Origin of the sequence: Amycolatopsis sp. NPDC051102, from assembly GCF_040682815.1 — a bacterium.
In the GTDB taxonomy this organism is placed as follows: domain Bacteria; phylum Actinomycetota; class Actinomycetes; order Mycobacteriales; family Pseudonocardiaceae; genus Amycolatopsis.
This window is the reverse complement of sequence record NZ_JBFBBT010000007.1, coordinates 152,327-167,548: the sequence shown is the minus strand read 5'-3', so window position 1 is coordinate 167,548 and position 15,222 is coordinate 152,327. Positions and strand designations below refer to the sequence as shown.

The window sequence follows — 15,222 nt, the reverse complement described above, 5'->3', positions numbered from 1 at the left end:
ATCAGGGCCCCCTGGCCTTTCGGTGCTTGTCACATCGGCCTATCCTCGACCATGGCTCCCGTGTTCGTGCCGTGGCTTTTGCGCGGCTTGACGACCGGGAGGCCGGTCGGGAGCGCAGGTCAGGGAGGTCACGAGTGTCGCGTCGCGTCGTGGGCGTCACACTGGACAACCTGGAGCACCTGCCGAAGAGCTGCCGCCGGTGCGTGTACTGGGAGCTGGCCCCCCACCTGAAGCACCAGGCCGAGGAGTTCGGCGCGACCGAGGTCGAAAAGGAAGCCTGGGTGTCGAGCGTGCTGCTCGAGTGGGGTTCCTGCGGCCGCATCGTCTACAGCGACACGCTGCCGGTCGGGTTCGTGCTGTACGCCCCGCCGAACGCCGTCCCGCGCGCGCTGGCCTTCCCGACGTCGCCGCCGAGCGCCGACGCCGTCCTGCTGACCGCGTTCCAGGTGCTGCCGGAGTTCCGCGGTGGCGGGCTGGGCCGGATGCTCGTCCAAGCGGTCGCCAAGGACCTGACCAAGCGCGGTGTCCGCGCGATCGAGGCGTTCGGCGACGCCCGCCCCGACGAGGCTGACCCCGACGGCGGCCACAGCTGCGTGCTGCCGGCGGCCTTCCTGCAGAGCGTGGGCTTCAAGACGGTCCGCCCGCACCAGAAGTGGCCCCGCCTGCGCCTCGAGCTGCGGTCGGCGATCACCTGGAAGGAAGACGTCGAGGCGGCCCTGGAGCGGCTGCTCGGCCAGGTGACCATCACCACCGCCGAGCCGAGCCTCGGCCGCGCCTGATTCCGGATCCGCAAACGTTTGCGCCTGTGCTTCGGCACGCCTGAAAGGCGTGTGTGCACAACTGTGGAATAAGTGCCGAGTTATCCACAGAGCCCTGCTAGGAGCGGTGGACAAGCTGTGGAGAACTGCCCGGAAACCTGGGGACGCACGCATGGCGTCCCCAGGGGTGGTGGGGCAGGTGAAGGAGAGCCGCTAGGGGTTGTGGTCGACCCTATTCGGCCTTCGCGAGCTCGTGCGCCAGGACGTCGGCGAACGTGAACGTGCCCGTCGGCTGGTCGCCCTCGCCGAGCAGGTACAGGCGCTTGACGGCGATCAGGATGCCTTCCGCGACGATGTCGCGGAAGCCCGGGTCGCCGAGCTTGCGGGCGTCGTCCGGGTTCGTCAGGTAGCCGATCTCGACCCGGACCGCCGGGCAACGGGTGCGGGTGAAGATGTCCCACGACTTGTAGTGCGTGCGGCAGTCGAGCATGCCCGTGCGGGCCGCGACCTCCCGCTGGATGAAGCCGGCCAGCAGCTCCCCCACCGTGGACGTCGTGCCGTTGCCGTTGCCGAAGTGGAAGCTCGCGACACCCTGCGCGCGCGGCGAGGGGTTCTTGTCGCTGTGCAGCGAGAGGAACAGGTCGGCGCCCGCGTCGTTGGCGAACTTGGCCCGCTCCAGCTCGGTCGGGCTGTGGTTCGGGCCGCGGGAGATCAGCGCCTCCATGCCGGTGGCCTTCATCCGGCCCTCCAGGCGGCGCGCGAGGTCCCACGCGATGTCGGCCTCGCGCAGCCCGCCGGCGACCACGCCGAGGTCGTCGCCGCCGTGGCCGGGGTCGATCACGATGCGCTTGCCGCGCAGCCGCGGACCGGCCTGGCGCACCTGCTCCTGCTCACGCAGGAAGACCGGGCGGCCGCCGCGGGCACGCGGCGAGGACAGGCGGTGCAGCTCGCGGATGGTCGCCGGGCCGCACATGCCGTCCGGCGTCAGGCGCATGTCGCGCTGGAACGTCTTGAGCGCGCGCTCGGTCTGGGGACCGAAGTAGCCGTCGGGGCGGCCGGCGTCGAAGCCGAGCTCGGTGAGCCGCTCCTGCAGCGTGAAGACGTCGTCGCCGTGAACCGGGGACGCGATCATGTACGACAGCGGGCGGCTGCCCAGGTGGTAGCTGGCGCCCTTGAGCGCCTGGAACGTCGCCGGACCCACGATGCCGTCGGTCATCAGCCCACGGCTCTGCTGGAAGGCCCGTACGGCGTTCTCGACGGCGACATCGAAGGTGTCGTAGGCGTCGGTACCGGTGACCGGCGGGAGCAGGTCCATCCCGGCCAGGATGGACCTGATCTCGGCGACGTCCGGACCGGCGTCACCGCGGCGGAGTACCCGCATGCACTCCTCGCTCTTCCTCAGGCACCGGTTCGGGGGATCCGGTGCGTGGCAGGACTGGGAAAACCTTCGCTGGGACGGGCCCAGGTGCTCTATTGTGCCTTGCCAACTCTGGGTGACAGCGCAGGCCCGGTAGGTAGGTCAAGGGCCCGTTCGTGGAGTACCCGCCCGCGTTGTCGTCACGCACGATTCACCCACATTGCGCAGATTCCCCCGAACGGCGACGGACCCGGGGCCACGGGAGGGATTCCCGCAGGCCCCGGGTCCGCCGGGGTGGTTCGATTCAGAGGACTTCGGCGAGGTCCGACAGCAGCGCGGCCTTCGGCTTCGCGCCCACGATCTGCTTCACCGGCTTGCCGCCCTGGAACAGGATCAGCGTCGGGATGGACATCACCTGGTAGTCACGCGGCGTGTTCGGGTTCTCGTCGATGTCGATCTTGGCGATGGTCAGCTTCTCGCCGTTCTCGGCCGCGATCTCCTCGAGCACCGGGGCGACCATCTTGCACGGCCCGCACCAGGTGGCCCAGAAGTCGACGAGGACCGGCTTCTCGCTGGTCAGGACCTCGTCGACGAACGTCGCGTCGGTCACCTTCACGGTGTTGGTCATGGTTTCTCCTTCAGGGTGAGTGAACGCCGGAAAGTCAGTTGGTGCCCGCGCCGTAGCCGCCGCCGACGAGCTCGGCCGCCTCGTGCGCGTCCGACTCGCCGTGCTCCGCGAGCCATCGTTCCGCGTCGATCGCCGCGCTGCAGCCGGAGCCGGCGGCGGTGATCGCCTGCCGGTAGGTGCGGTCCACCAGGTCGCCGGCCGCGAAGACGCCGTCCAGGTTCGTGAACGAAGTGCGCCCCTGGGTGAGCACGTAGCCGTCCTCGTCCAGGTCGACCTGCCCCTTCACCAGCTGGCTGCGGGGATCGTGGCCGATCGCGACGAAGAAGCCGGACACGTCCAGCGTCGACTCCGAGCCGTCCTTGGTGTCCTTGAGCTGCAGGGCTTCGACCTTGCCGTCGCCGAGCACGCCGGTGATCTGCGAGTTCAGCTTCCACTTGATCTTCTCGTTCGCGCGGGCGCGCTCGATCATGATCTTGGATGCGCGGAACTCGTCGCGCCGGTGGACGATCGTGACGGACTTCGCGAACTTCGTCAGGAAGGTCGCCTCCTCCATCGCCGAGTCGCCGCCACCGGCGACCACGATGTCGTGGTCGCGGAAGAAGAAGCCGTCACAGGTCGCACAGGCCGACACACCGCGGCCGAGCAGCTCCTGCTCGCCCGGCACGTTCAGGTACCGCGCCGCGGCACCCATGGCGAGGATGACCGCGCGGGCGGCGTAGCGCTTGCCGTTCGCGACGACGTACTTGACGTCCCCGGTCAGCTCCAGCGACTCGACGTCCTCCGCGCGCAGCTCGGCGCCGAAGCGCTCGGCCTGCTTGCGCATCTCCTCCATCAGGTCCGGACCCATGATGCCGTCGCGGAACCCGGGGAAGTTCTCGACCTCGGTCGTCGTCATCAGCGCGCCGCCGAACTGCGTGCCCTCGAACACCAGCGGTTCAAGCTGGGCCCGCGCCGCGTAAACGGCAGCGGTGTATCCGGCAGGACCCGACCCGACGATGATCAGGTTCCTGATTTCCTCGGCAGCCACCCGTGACCTCCGCTCGTAGTGACCCGTGTACCAGGCTCAACACGATCGTAGGTGGCCATGTTCCCGGCCGTGACAGCTGCTACTTCTCCCCGACGACCTTGTCGAACAACACGGCCGGATTCCCTGGTCCGCAGTCCGCGCCGAAGGCCACCAGGCGGAACTGGGCCAGCTTGCCGGTGGTCAGGATGATCATCACCCCGGCCTTGCCGCCGACGTTCACCGGGCGGATGCCCTCCGGGCGCACCTTCGGGTCCAGCCCGGCCGCCGCGATGCACGCGTCGAGCCGGTCCTCGTTCTGCAGCGGGCCGAAGTCGCGGACGCCGACCGCCTTGCCGATCAGGGCCTGCGCGCCGGCGCCGTCGTTGCCGACCGACGGGCCCGTCGGGGCGGGTGCGGCGACGTTCGGGGTGCCTGTCTGCTGCGACGTCGAGGGCAGCGCGACGGTCACGGCGACGACCGCCGCCGCAGCCGCCGTCAGGACGCCGGCGGCCCAGCCGAGCCGCTTGTTCCGCTTGCGCCGGGCCGCCGCGAGGTCCACCACCTGGGCGTCCTGCGATGCCGAAGCTGTCTGCCCGGCATCGGGAAACCTGGCCGCTGCTTCGGCGGCCAGCGCCGCGTCCAGCCGGGCGGCGAACTCGGCGGGCATCCGCGGGGCGGGTGCGTGGGCGAGCGAGGCCAGGTCGGCCTGCGTGGCGTCGAGGGCGGCCAGGATCTCGCGGGCCTCCGGGTCGGCGTCGACCAGCGGCCACAGCTCGGCCGCCCGCGCCTCGTCCAGGACGCCGGCGTGGAGATCGGCGAGCACGTCGACAGACCAGGGCGGACCGACGGTCCCCCCGATCCCCCGGCTTTCGTCCGTCATCGTCCCTCCCCGCTACCCGGCTGACGCCCGGCCCGTTTGCTTTCGTGAGTTGGGACGTTCGCAATCGCATCGGGGTTCCGCAGGTGCCCGAGAACCTTCGCGAGTTTTCCCCGGCCCCGCGCGCACCGGCTCTTCACCGTGCCTTCGGCGATCCCGAGCAGCTTGGCCGTCTCGGCCACGGAGTATCCCTCGACGTCGACCAACACGATCGGGGCACGCTGCTCTTCGGGCAGCTGGTCGAGCGCCTCGCGCACCAGCAAGCTCGTCTCGCGCTCGGCCATCGAGTCGCGCGGGGTGGCCGGCTCGTTGAAGCCGGTCTCCGGCAGCGGCACGGTCGGGCGCGCCTGGCGGCGGCGGATCCGGTCGAGGCAGGCGTTCACCACGATCCGGTGCAGCCACGTCGTGACCTGCGACTCCGCCCGGAACTTGTCGGCGGCCCGGAACGCGGAGATGAACGCGTCCTGCAGCGCGTCGGCGGCCTCTTCCGGGTCGCGGACCGTGCGCAGGGCGACCGCCCACATGCGGTCGCGATGTCGCTGGACGAGTTCGCTGAACGCATGAGGGTCCCCCGCGGCGTGAGCCGCTATCAGATCCGCATCCGTGGGAGCTGCAGCTGTCACCCGGCAGAGCCTACTGACCCTGTCGGGTGCGTCACCCCGCAGGCAGGAAGCTCAGCTCACCGATCTGGGACAAGTGCTCGCCGTCGTCGCCGCCCAGCTGGGTGATCCAGACGATGAAGTACTCGCCCTGGGCCGGCTGCGCCAGCTGGATCGTCGTGTCGCCGTCCTGGAGGTCGCCGTTGCCGACCACCTTCGTGTCGGCCAGGTCGGGGTCCTTCTCGGTCGCCGACCGGATCTCGACCTTCGTGCCCGGCGTACCGCCGCTGATCTTGACCTGGCTGAGGTTGATCGGGTCCTGGAAGGTGGCGACCAGCCCGACACCCGGCTTGATGGTCGGGAACTGCTGCTTGTACTGCTCGGTCTTCCACACCGTGCCGGGGTCGCCGTCGATCACGTTCTTCGCGCGGCCGGGGTTGTCGCCCTTGCCCTCGGGGTTGTAGACCGTCACCGCCTTCGGTTTCACCGCGTCGCCCACCTTCGGTGCCGCCGGCGGGGCAGGCGCGGACGACGAGGCGGGCGGCGGTGCCGCGGACTGGCTCGACGCCGGCGGCGCGGCGACGTTGATCGACGGCCCGCTCGCCTTCGAGTCGCCCTGGAAGACGTTGATCAGCATCAGGCCGCCCCAGGCGAGGATGACGACCGTCGCGACCACCAGCACGGTGACGCCGAGGGCGAGCTTGCGCCGCCGGGCGACGTCCTTGACCGGCTTCTTCGTCGTCCAGATGGTGCCGTCGGCCTCGGCCGGGTCACCGCCGACGGCCTTGATCAGCTGGGTGCGCTCCTCTTCCTCGGCCACCTGGTCGAGGACGCGCAGGATGGCCGCACTGGTCCGGATGCCGCCGTTGCCGCCGTCCTCGATCGTGCGGACGGCCAGCGACGACAGGTCGGCCGGGACCGTGGGCACCAGCTGGCGCGGCGGGACGATCCGATTCTGCGGCGTCATCGGCGCCGCCGGGATCGCGGGCGGGCCGCCGGGCAGCGCCCAGCGGCCGGTCAGGAGCAGGTACAGGACCGCGCCGAGCGCCTTGACGTCGTCGCGCAGCGTCGCCTCCGGCAGCGGGCCGGGGAACGCGAGCTTGAGCGCGCCGTTCGGCGTCAGCCGCAGGCGCTGGGGGTGGTCGAGGCCGAGGACGAGGCCGTTCTGGTGCGCCTGCTCGACGGCTTCGGCCAGCGCCTGCACCATCCGCGCGGCCGCGGCCGGCGCCACCGGCCGCTGCGCGACGAGGTCGACCAGGTCGCTGCCCTTGGTCCACTCCGCGACGACGACGCCGAGCAGGCCTTCGCTCGAGGTGATGCCGCTGCCGAGGGCCAGCACGTCCAGCACGCGGGCGACGCCGCCGTGCCCGAACTTGGACGCGTGCGTCGCGCGCTCGAGCGTCCGCCGGGCCAGCCGGGCGGCTTCCGGGTCCGCGGGGTCGCCGACCAGCAGGGTCAGCGCGACGTCCCGCTTCAGCTGCCCGTCCCGGGCGCGCCAGAGGTGCGCGTCCCCCCGCTCGTCCACGCCGAACTGCGCGAGGAGGCGGTAGCGGCCGTCGCCGACCACACGCCCGGGGGCGAGCGATCCGACCTGGGCCTTGCCCACGTGGTTCGCACCCCCCGCCTGTTCGCTCCGCCTCGTGTCCACCCGCACTCTCCCGTTAGCTCCCCGCTCCAAGGTTACCCAGAATACGACGCGGGAGTCGTCGCCTTCCGTACCGCAATCGTTACCCGCGCTTGATCAACCGGGTGAACCTCGAAGTGGCCGGTCTCAGCTCTTCGACCTTGAGCGCCATCAGCACGCCGAACGAGACGACGATGCCCACGGTGCTCTGCAGCAGGAGCTTCACCCAGGCACCGAAAGTAGGTCCGAACGAGTCCGGCACGAGCTTGCCCGCGACCCACGCGGCGGCGACACCCAGGACACTCGCGACGACCGTGAAGAGAATCACGCCGATCACCCGCTTGCTGCGCAAGTTGCCCAGCGTCACCCACAGCCAAACCTGGCCGAGGATCGCGCCGACCACGAACGTCAGCGCGTTGACCATCATCACGCCGAGCACGACGTTGTCCCGCGACAGCAGCACCGGGCACAGGTACAGCAGCGGCACCTTGACCAGCGTCATCACGATCATGATCAGCGTCGGCGTGCGCGCGTCCTTCATCGCGTAGAACACGCGCATCTGCAGCATCACCAGCGCGTACGGCAGCAGCGCGAACGCCGAGATCGCGAGCGCGTCGCCGAGCCGCTCGGCCGTGGCGACCGTGCCCTTGCCGAAGGTGAACAGCGCGATGCCGATCGAGCCGCCGACCACGGTCATCACCGCGGAGATCGGCACGAGCATCACCGTCGAGATCCGCGACGCGTAGGACAGGTCGCCGATCAGCTTCTTGTGGTCGCCGTCGGCGGCCGCGCGGCTCATCCGCGGCATGATCGCCGTCAGCAGGGAGACGCCGATGACGCCGTACGGCAGCTGGAAGAGCAGCCAGGCGTTGCTGTACGCGGTCACACCACCGGGTGAACCGCTGGTCAGCACGCGGGTGTTGATCGTGTAGCCGATCTGGCTGACCGCGACGTAGCCGAGGATCCACAGCGCGAGGCCGCCGAACTCCTTCATCTGCTTGTCGATGCCCCAGCGCCACTTGAACCGGAAGCCGGACCGCAGCAGCGGCGGCACCAGCAGCAGCGCTTGGGCGACGATGCCGCCGGTGACGCCGATGCCCAGCGTCAGCACCTTGGGGTCGGTGATCGAGACGTGGCCGGTGTCGATGTCGCCCGGCATGATCCAGACGACCAGGATCGTGAAGATGACGACCAGGTTGTTGATCACCGGTGCCCACGCCGTCGGGCCGAAGATCTGCTTGGCGTTGAGCACCGCCGAGAGCAGCGCGAACACGCCGTAGAAGAAGATCTCGGGCAGCAGCAGGTAAGCGAACGCCGTGGTGAGGTCGGCGCTCGCCTGACCGGACGAGTCGACATAGAGACTCGTGAACGCCGGCGCCGCGATCACCGCCACCACCGTGCCGACCAGCAGCAGCGTGAACGCCACCGTGATGAGCCGCTGGGTGTAGGCCGCGCCGCCGTCGGGGTCGTCCTGCGAACGCACCAGCAGCGGCACCACCACGCTGGCGAGCACGCCACCCATCAGCAGCTCGAAGATGATGTTCGGCATCGTGTTCGCGACGTTGAACGAGTCGTTCGCGATGCCCTGGCCGATCGCGCCGACCAGCAGCAGCTTCCACAGGAAGCCGGTGATCCGGCTGATCAGCGACGCGATCGCCATCCGCCCGGACGCCTTCGCCAGCGACGGCGCCTTGGCGGGCGCCTCCGGCGCTTCCCCGTCGGGGCGGGGCTTGACCAGCGGCCCCTTGAGCGCCGGCATGACCTGCGTGGCCAGCGCGTCGTACGGCCGCATGACGTCGGGGTCGGCGACCGGCCAGCGCGAGTTCATCGGGACGCCGGCGGTGCGCGGGATGAACCGCGTCGCCTCCGGGTCGGGCGGGCGCTGGACCTGGGTGGCCTCCTCCTGCCACGGCCGGACCGGCGCCGGACGCCGGGAGCCGCGGCCGCGCGGCGGCACCGGCGTGCCCGGCGGCGGAGTGCCGGGGGCCGGACCACCCGGCGGGGTGCCGACGGCGGGATTGCCCGGGGGCGGCGTCGTGGGCGGGGGCAGCGGCGGCGGAACCGGCTGCGGCAGCCGCCCCTGGATCGGGGCGCCCGGCGGCGGACCCGGCGGGTTCGGTGGCGGCACGGGCTGGACGCGGGTGGGTGCCGGGGCCGCGGCCCGCGGGGGCTGGGCGCCGCGCGGCGGCGGCCCCTGCGGAGGCGGGACGCGCCGCGGCGGGCGGCCGTCGTCGCCCACCGGGCGGCCATCGCGGACGGGGCCGTCGACCGGGACCGGACGGCCGTCGCGAACGGGCGGTTCGTCGCCTGCCGGGCGACCGTCCCGCGGCGGGCGGCCGTCGCGGACCGGCGGCTCGTCGTGGACGGGCCAGCCCTCATCGCGAGGCGGCCGCTGGTCGCGTCCGCGGGCGGGCGCGTCGTCGCGCGGCCGACGCTGGTCGCGGGCCGGGCGGCGGGCCGGGTCGTCATCACGGGCCGGGCGGCGCGGGGGCACGTCGCGGCGGTCACGCGGCGGCGCCTCGTCGGGCGCCGGCAGGTGGCGGGTCTGGCCGTTGCGGGGCGGCTGGCGGCGGCCGCGCTCCGGTGGCGGCTGCTGCGGCGGCTGGCGGCGGACCGGCTGCGACGCGCGTGGCGGTCCGTCCCCGCGTTGCGGGGGCGGGGGGCCTTCGCGCCGAGGACGACCCGCACGCTCGGGTGGTAAGCCCGGCTCTCTCTCCAACGCGTGCCCAATCCTCGGTGCTCGTCTCCGGTGCCGCGGCCGGGTGCCGCGCACGTGCGGACCAAGGGTAATCGTGAACGGCCCGGAACACTCGAAGGCCGAGCGATCAGCCCACGACGTCCCGGCCGGCGCGGGCGTCCTTCACCCGTCGGTAGATGCGCCGGGAAGCGAGCAGAAGCAGGGCCACACCTGCGGCGACGGTCGCGATGATGGTGATCGCGCCGTACTCCGTGGACGTCAGTTCGAACCGCGCGGATGACCCGAGCGGGGTACCGGTGGGCGTGCTCAACGACACATCGACGCTGAACCGGCCGGCCCGCAGCGCCTCGACGGGCAGGAAGTAGTTCTTGCCGCCGCTGGCCGGGAAGTACCAGTCCTTGGCGTCCTCCGGGCGCAGGCCGGTGTTGTTGTTCAGGGTGAACCGCGCGTTGATGCCGACCGGCAGGTCGTTGCTCACGTACACCGGCAGCGGCGAGTTCCCGGACGCCAGCGCGATGGTCTGCTTCGGCTGCGAGACGGTCACCCGCCCGCTGATCGACGCCAGCTCGGCCTGGGCGTTCGCGGTCGCCGCGTCCGCGGGCAGGCCCCGCCACGCCGTGGACGCGCCGCGCACCTCGGCCAGCCGGACCGGCTCGACGACGTCGTCCGGTTTCACCCGTTTGGTCGGGTCGAGCTGCATGGCGGACGCCAGCCCGGTGGCCTGGACGTCGAGCGCCGAGAGCGTCGAGACGACCCCCTCGTCGATGCCGGCCGGGTCCTGGCCGCCGTCGCCGACCGTGCCGGAGGCCGCCGGGCCGGCGGCGAGCAGCGTCGAGAGCCCGGTCGCGGTGACCAGGCCCGCGTCGAGGAAGTCGCCGACCTGCCGCAGGTAGGCGGTGAACTCCTCGGCCGAGGCGTCCCAGCGCCGCGGCGGCGCGATCAGCAGGTGGTTCGGCCGCTGCTGCCCGGCCGGCTGGCCCAGCCCGGCGCGGAAGGCGAGCGCGCCGAGACCGTTCTGGCTCGCGACCGCCCGCTCGGTCGTGGCGGCCACGGTGACCGAGTCCGGCACGGCCGGGACGCCGGTCATCGCGGCGGAGATCAGCGAGTCGGTCGGCTGGACGCGGACGGTGCTGCCCTGCACGGTGACCCCGCCGCCGGCCGCGGGAGCGAGCTTGCCCGCGTCGGCGAGCACGGTCCGGACGCCCGCCTCGCTGAGCGCGGAGAGCACCGACGCGCTGGGCGTGCCGTCCGGCCAGAGCACCCCGGTCTGCGGGGTGACGCCGGTCAGCTGCTGGATGGTCGCCGCGCCGGCGGCCGCGCGGGTGACCAGGCCCGTGTCGCCGGGGTGGATGCGGGTGAGCGCGTCGAGGTCGGCGTCGGCGAACGGCAGCGCCACCACGCAGCGGCTGCCGACCAGCGAACGGAGGTCGGACAGCCACGCCTTCGCGGCGTCGGCGCCCTTGCCGTCGACGTTCCCCGACTCGGTGTGGACGAGGTAGCCGCGGCTCATCGCGTCGACGGTGGCGAGCAGGTCCGGGTCGAGCGCGAAGCACATCGACTTCGCCAGGTCCGAGTTGGTCCGCACGGCCGACGCGGCCGCCGTGACCAGCGCGTTCAGCCGTCCGTCGCCGCTGATCTCGGCGGCCATCCGGTCGTCGGCCAGCACCAGCGGACTGCCGTACGGCGACGCGTAGACGTGCGGGACGTTGCCGGTCAGCGGCCAGAGCAGGGTCATGCTCGGCGCGCCGGACCGGCTGGGCGCCTGCTTGCCGGGGCCGGTCAGCGCCGGCATCAGCATGCTGACCGCGCCGAGCCGGGCGGGCCCGCCGAACTCCGGCGTGCCGTTGACGTTGACCAGCAGCGGGTAGACGCCGGGACGGCTCAACCGCTCCGCCCGCGTCCCGGTCAGCGGGACACTGATGTTCAGCGGGGCGCTCTGCCCGGGCTCCAGCACTTCGGCGACCGAGGTGAAGTCGGTCAGCGGGGTGTCCTTGATGACGGCGCCGGAGAGCACGTCGCCGACGCCGCGCTCGGTCGTCGCCCGGTCACCGACCTGCAGCCGCACCTGCGGCCGGGTGACCTTCCGGTCGCCGGTGTTGGTCACCGTGCCGGTGACGGTCAGCGTCGTCGTCGACGTCGTGATCACCCGCGGGCTGAGCCCGCTCAGGTCGACACGCAGGCGGGCACCCTCCTCGGCCTGGGCCACCGAGGCTCCGGCGAGGGCGGGGACGGCCAGGAAGAGGACGGAAAGGAAGGCTGCGGCGAACCGCTTCACTCGGGGGCTCCCTCAGGGGCGTGCTCGTCTCGTCCGTGGACGTCCGGGCGCGCGAAAAGTTCCTTGGCCTTCCGGACGAGCTTGCGCTCGTCGGAGTAGGCGAGTTTGGCTTCCAGCTCGGCCAGCGGGACCCAGGCCACCTCGGTGACCTCGACGTCTTCGTCGGACAGCTCACCGCCGAGCGCTTCGAGCAGGAAGTGGTGCACGGTCTTGTGGATGCGCCGCTTCTCGGCCACGAACCAGTAGTCGATGGTGCCCAGTGGCCGCAGGACGCGCGCGGAGATGCCGGTTTCCTCCTTCACCTCGCGCACGGCTGTCTCTTCCACCGTTTCACCGTCCTCGATGTGGCCCTTGGGCAGCGACCACAGCAGTCTGCCGTGCCGGTCGAGCCGGCCGATCAGCACCGCCTGTTCGCGATCGGGGTCCACGACGAGACCACCGGCCGACGTCTCGTCGACCGTGGTCAGGCGCCGGCCGCGCTGACGCCTCCGCCGCCTGCGCGGCTTCGAGGCGCCGGGGCGGCCGGCTGATCCGGACATGCTGCGATGCTAGAGCAAACGGTTGCCCCGGTAGGCTGGCTCTCCGTGTCCGTGTCCGGCGGTGCCTGGAGCAACCGCACCTGGAACGTAGTGGGATTTTCGTGAACGACGTGGTCGAGAAGCAGGTGGTGGAGCTGATGGAGGTCGCTCCACTGGCGGAGGAGCTGGCGGAAAGGTTCGCGAGCGCCGGGCACCGCCTGTACCTCGTGGGCGGCAGCGTGCGCGACGCGCTGCTCGGCCGCCGGTCCGGCGACCTCGACTTCACCACCGACGCCCGGCCGGACCGGGTGCTGAAGATCGTCAGCGGCTGGGGCGACGCGGTCTGGGACGTCGGGATCGCCTTCGGCACGGTCGGCGTGACGAAGAAGGGCATGCAGCTCGAGATCACGACGTTCCGCGCCGACAGCTACGACCGCGTCGGTCGCAACCCCGAGGTCACCTTCGGCGACAACATCGAGGGCGACCTGCTCCGCCGCGACTTCACGGTCAACGCGATGGCCGTCGACCTGGCGTCCAAGACGTTCATCGACCCGCACGACGGGCTGAGCGCGCTGCGGGAGAAGGTCCTGGACACCCCGGCGACGCCGCAGGAGTCCTTCGCCGACGACCCGCTGCGGATGCTGCGGGCCGCCCGCTTCGCCGCGCAGCTGGGCTTCACCGCCGCTCCACGGGTCGTCGACGCGATGACGTCGATGGCGGGCGAGATCGACCGGATCACCGCCGAGCGGGTGCAGGCCGAGCTGTCGAAGCTGCTGCTGGCGGCCGACCCGCGGCCGGGCCTGGAGCTGCTGGTCGACACCGGGCTCGGCGACCGCGTGCTGCCCGAGGTGCCCGGCATGCGGCTGGCGATCGACGAGCACCACCAGCACAAGGACGTCTACCAGCACTCCCTCACCGTGCTGGCCCAGGCGATCGACCTCGAGAAGACGCACGAGCCGACGTCGGCGCCCGACCTCGTCCTGCGGCTGGCGGCGCTGCTGCACGACGTCGGCAAGCCCGCGACGCGGGAGTTCCAGCCGGGCGGGGGCGTCAGCTTCCACCACCACGAGGTGGTAGGCGCGCGGATGGCCCGCAAACGTTTGCGGGCGCTGAAGTTCTCGAAGGAGATCGTCGACGACGTCTCTCAGCTCGTGTTCCTCCACCTGCGGTTCCACGGCTACGGGAAGGGCGAGTGGACGGACTCGGCGGTCCGCCGGTACGTCACCGACGCCGGGCCCCTGCTGACCCGGCTGCACAAGCTGGTCCGCGCCGACTGCACCACGCGCAACCGCCGCAAGGCGGCCGCGCTGCAGGCGACCTACGACGACCTCGAGGCCCGCATCGCCGCGCTCAAGGCCAAGGAGGATCTGGACCGCGTGCGGCCGGACCTCAACGGCGAGCAGATCATGGAGCTGCTCGGCCTCAAGCCGGGACCGGACGTCGGCAAGGCGTGGAAGTTCCTCAAGGAGCTCCGGCTGGACCGCGGGCCCCTCGACCACGACGAGGCCGTCGCCGAGTTGAAGAAGTGGGCCGCGGAAAACGGCGTCGGGGACGTGTGAGCCGTGGCGGGCGGGGGCAGCTTCCTGGTGGCGCTGCTGAGGCGCGGCGCCCCCGCGATCGCCACCGCCACGAGTGAGCTGCCCGACGAGATCGCCGACCCGGCGCCGATGCACGCGCTGCGGCGGATCTCGCGGATGTCGGGCCCGATCGACCCCACCGAGCGCGACGGCCTGCTGCTGCGCGCCACCCGGTACGTCGTGCTCATCCCGCTGGCCTACCGGCTGCTCGCGGTGCCCGGCCAGTTCGGCGTCTACGTCCTTCAGCACGGCGCGACCGGGCTGCTGCCGGTCGGGGTGTTCACCCTGCTGTCGGTCGCGCTGAACGTCGCCGGCCTCCGCTGGATGTTCCGCTCGGCGCCGTTCCGCGGCCGCAACGCGGGGAAGCTGCTGGCCGTCGACCTGGCCTTCACGGTGCTTTCGCCGCTGGTCATCGCGCTGACCGTGCCGACGCCGGTGTACTTCGACGCACTCGCGGTCACCAGCGTCCACCTGTTCGGCGAGATCGGCCTGCTGACGCTCGCGCTGGGCCTTCCGAGCGGCGTGGTGTTCGGCCTGCTCGGCTTCCCGCTGCGGATGCTGGCCAACTGGCTGAACACCGGCCGGTTCCAGGTCCCGGCCGCCTTCTCGACGTACTCGGTGCTGCTCGCGGAGCTGTTCCTGGCCACCGCCGCGCTGGTGCTGACCGGGCTCGGCACGCGGCTGGCCCTGGCTTACGGCACCCGCAACGGACGGCTCGCCGAGCGCGCCCAGCAGCACCGGATGCTGCACGACACCGTGCTGCAGACGCTGGAGGCGATGGCGCTGTCCGGCACCGCGAACGCCGAGCAGCGCCTGGTGGAGATCCAGCGGCTGGCGCGGGCGCAGGCGATGGAGATCCGGCACACGATCGAGTCGGCGGCGTCCGAGCGGGCCGAGGCCGGCGCCCGGCCGCTGGGCGAGAAGCTCGCCGCGCTGGCCGCCGAAATGGCCCGCGACGGCCTGCGCGCCCAGCTCGTGGTGGCCGAACTGGACGACGACACGCTGTCGGAGGTCCGGCAGATCGCCATCCGCGACGCCGTCCGCGAGGCATTGCGGAACACGATGAAGCACTCCGGCACCGACCGGGTCGTCGTCCGGGTCGAGGAGCAGGAAGGCGGGATCGCGGTGATCATCCGCGACCACGGGAGCGGGTTCAGCGCGGCCGAGCACCCGGCCGGGTTCGGCATCAGCGAGTCGATCACCGCGCGGCTGGCCGAGGTCGGCGGGACGTCGCTGGTCGAGTCGGGACTCGCCGGGGGCGGCACGCGAGTGACGTTGTGGGTCCCGTTCTGATATCTCCTGGAA

Annotated in this window: 13 protein-coding genes; 4 read left to right on the top strand and 9 right to left on the bottom strand. The window is 71.8% G+C overall.

All coding sequences use genetic code 11. The annotated features are described in order from the left end of the window. The first annotated feature begins 134 nt into the window (after positions 1–134). Positions 135–779 (top strand): GNAT family N-acetyltransferase, encoded by a 645-nt coding sequence (locus AB0M93_RS21595; protein ID WP_013231060.1) that lies wholly within the window; start codon positions 135–137, stop codon positions 777–779. A gap of 211 nt (positions 780–990) precedes the next feature. Here the strand turns inward: AB0M93_RS21595 and AB0M93_RS21590 are convergent, their stop codons facing one another. The 7 genes from AB0M93_RS21590 to murJ form a co-directional block, all read right to left on the bottom strand. Then, entirely contained in the window at positions 991–2,139 is a 1,149-nt protein-coding gene (locus AB0M93_RS21590) for an N-acetylmuramoyl-L-alanine amidase (RefSeq protein WP_364275954.1), read from the bottom strand. A 280-nt stretch (positions 2,140–2,419) separates the two neighbouring features. Further along, positions 2,420–2,743, bottom strand: coding sequence for a thioredoxin (trxA, locus tag AB0M93_RS21585; RefSeq protein WP_364275953.1), 324 nt, complete (start codon positions 2,741–2,743; stop codon positions 2,420–2,422). Between the two features lie 34 nt (positions 2,744–2,777). Further along, positions 2,778–3,770 (bottom strand): thioredoxin-disulfide reductase, encoded by a 993-nt coding sequence (trxB, locus tag AB0M93_RS21580; protein WP_364275952.1) that lies wholly within the window; start codon positions 3,768–3,770, stop codon positions 2,778–2,780. Between the two features lie 79 nt (positions 3,771–3,849). After that, positions 3,850–4,629 (bottom strand): hypothetical protein, encoded by a 780-nt coding sequence (locus AB0M93_RS21575; RefSeq protein ID WP_364275951.1) that lies wholly within the window; start codon positions 4,627–4,629, stop codon positions 3,850–3,852. Beyond that, positions 4,626–5,249 carry an RNA polymerase sigma factor SigM gene (sigM, locus tag AB0M93_RS21570; protein ID WP_033261039.1) on the bottom strand — a complete coding sequence of 208 codons (624 nt, stop codon included), beginning with the start codon at positions 5,247–5,249 and terminating at the stop codon, positions 4,626–4,628. Before sigM ends, AB0M93_RS21575 begins: the two co-directional genes overlap by 4 nt. Positions 5,250–5,280: 31 nt before the next feature. Beyond that, positions 5,281–6,831 carry a protein kinase family protein gene (locus AB0M93_RS21565; protein WP_364275950.1) on the bottom strand — a complete coding sequence of 517 codons (1,551 nt, stop codon included), beginning with the start codon at positions 6,829–6,831 and terminating at the stop codon, positions 5,281–5,283. Between the two features lie 121 nt (positions 6,832–6,952). After that, positions 6,953–8,677: a murein biosynthesis integral membrane protein MurJ gene (gene murJ, locus AB0M93_RS21560; protein WP_364276150.1), complete on the bottom strand. Its 1,725-nt coding sequence runs from the start codon at positions 8,675–8,677 to the stop codon at positions 6,953–6,955. Between the two features lie 531 nt (positions 8,678–9,208). Here murJ and AB0M93_RS21555 point away from each other — a divergent pair. Beyond that, complete coding sequence (locus AB0M93_RS21555) at positions 9,209–9,550, top strand: hypothetical protein (protein WP_364275949.1); 342 nt, start codon at positions 9,209–9,211, stop codon at positions 9,548–9,550. Positions 9,551–9,674: 124 nt separating this feature from the next. Here AB0M93_RS21555 and AB0M93_RS21550 read toward each other — a convergent pair whose 3' ends face one another. Together AB0M93_RS21550 and AB0M93_RS21545 are read right to left on the bottom strand one after the other, a co-directional pair. After that, the gene (locus AB0M93_RS21550) at positions 9,675–11,822 is read right to left on the bottom strand and encodes a DUF6049 family protein (RefSeq protein WP_364275948.1); all 2,148 of its coding nucleotides are present in this window, start codon (positions 11,820–11,822) and stop codon (positions 9,675–9,677) included. Continuing rightward, positions 11,819–12,361 carry an NUDIX hydrolase gene (locus AB0M93_RS21545; protein WP_364275947.1) on the bottom strand — a complete coding sequence of 181 codons (543 nt, stop codon included), beginning with the start codon at positions 12,359–12,361 and terminating at the stop codon, positions 11,819–11,821. Before AB0M93_RS21545 ends, AB0M93_RS21550 begins: the two co-directional genes overlap by 4 nt. 101 nt (positions 12,362–12,462) lie before the next feature. Between AB0M93_RS21545 and AB0M93_RS21540 the strand changes: the two genes are divergently transcribed. Both AB0M93_RS21540 and AB0M93_RS21535 read left to right on the top strand, forming a co-directional pair. Further along, the gene (locus tag AB0M93_RS21540; protein WP_364275946.1) at positions 12,463–13,899 is read left to right on the top strand and encodes a CCA tRNA nucleotidyltransferase; all 1,437 of its coding nucleotides are present in this window, start codon (positions 12,463–12,465) and stop codon (positions 13,897–13,899) included. Between the two features lie 3 nt (positions 13,900–13,902). Further along, positions 13,903–15,210 (top strand): ATP-binding protein, encoded by a 1,308-nt coding sequence (locus AB0M93_RS21535; RefSeq protein ID WP_364275945.1) that lies wholly within the window; start codon positions 13,903–13,905, stop codon positions 15,208–15,210. The last annotated feature ends 12 nt before the right edge of the window (positions 15,211–15,222 follow it).

Excerpts from the sequence above, each read along its gene's own strand:
- AB0M93_RS21590 (WP_364275954.1), bottom strand. The coding sequence starts at position 2,139 with ATGCGGGTACTCCGCCGCGGTGACGCCGGTCCGGACGTCGCCGAGATC.
- trxA (WP_364275953.1), bottom strand. The coding sequence starts at position 2,743 with ATGACCAACACCGTGAAGGTGACCGACGCGACGTTCGTCGACGAGGTC.
- AB0M93_RS21575 (WP_364275951.1), bottom strand. The coding sequence starts at position 4,629 with ATGACGGACGAAAGCCGGGGGATCGGGGGGACCGTCGGTCCGCCCTGG.
- murJ (WP_364276150.1), bottom strand. The coding sequence starts at position 8,677 with ATGAACTCGCGCTGGCCGGTCGCCGACCCCGACGTCATGCGGCCGTAC.
- AB0M93_RS21545 (WP_364275947.1), bottom strand. The coding sequence starts at position 12,361 with ATGTCCGGATCAGCCGGCCGCCCCGGCGCCTCGAAGCCGCGCAGGCGG.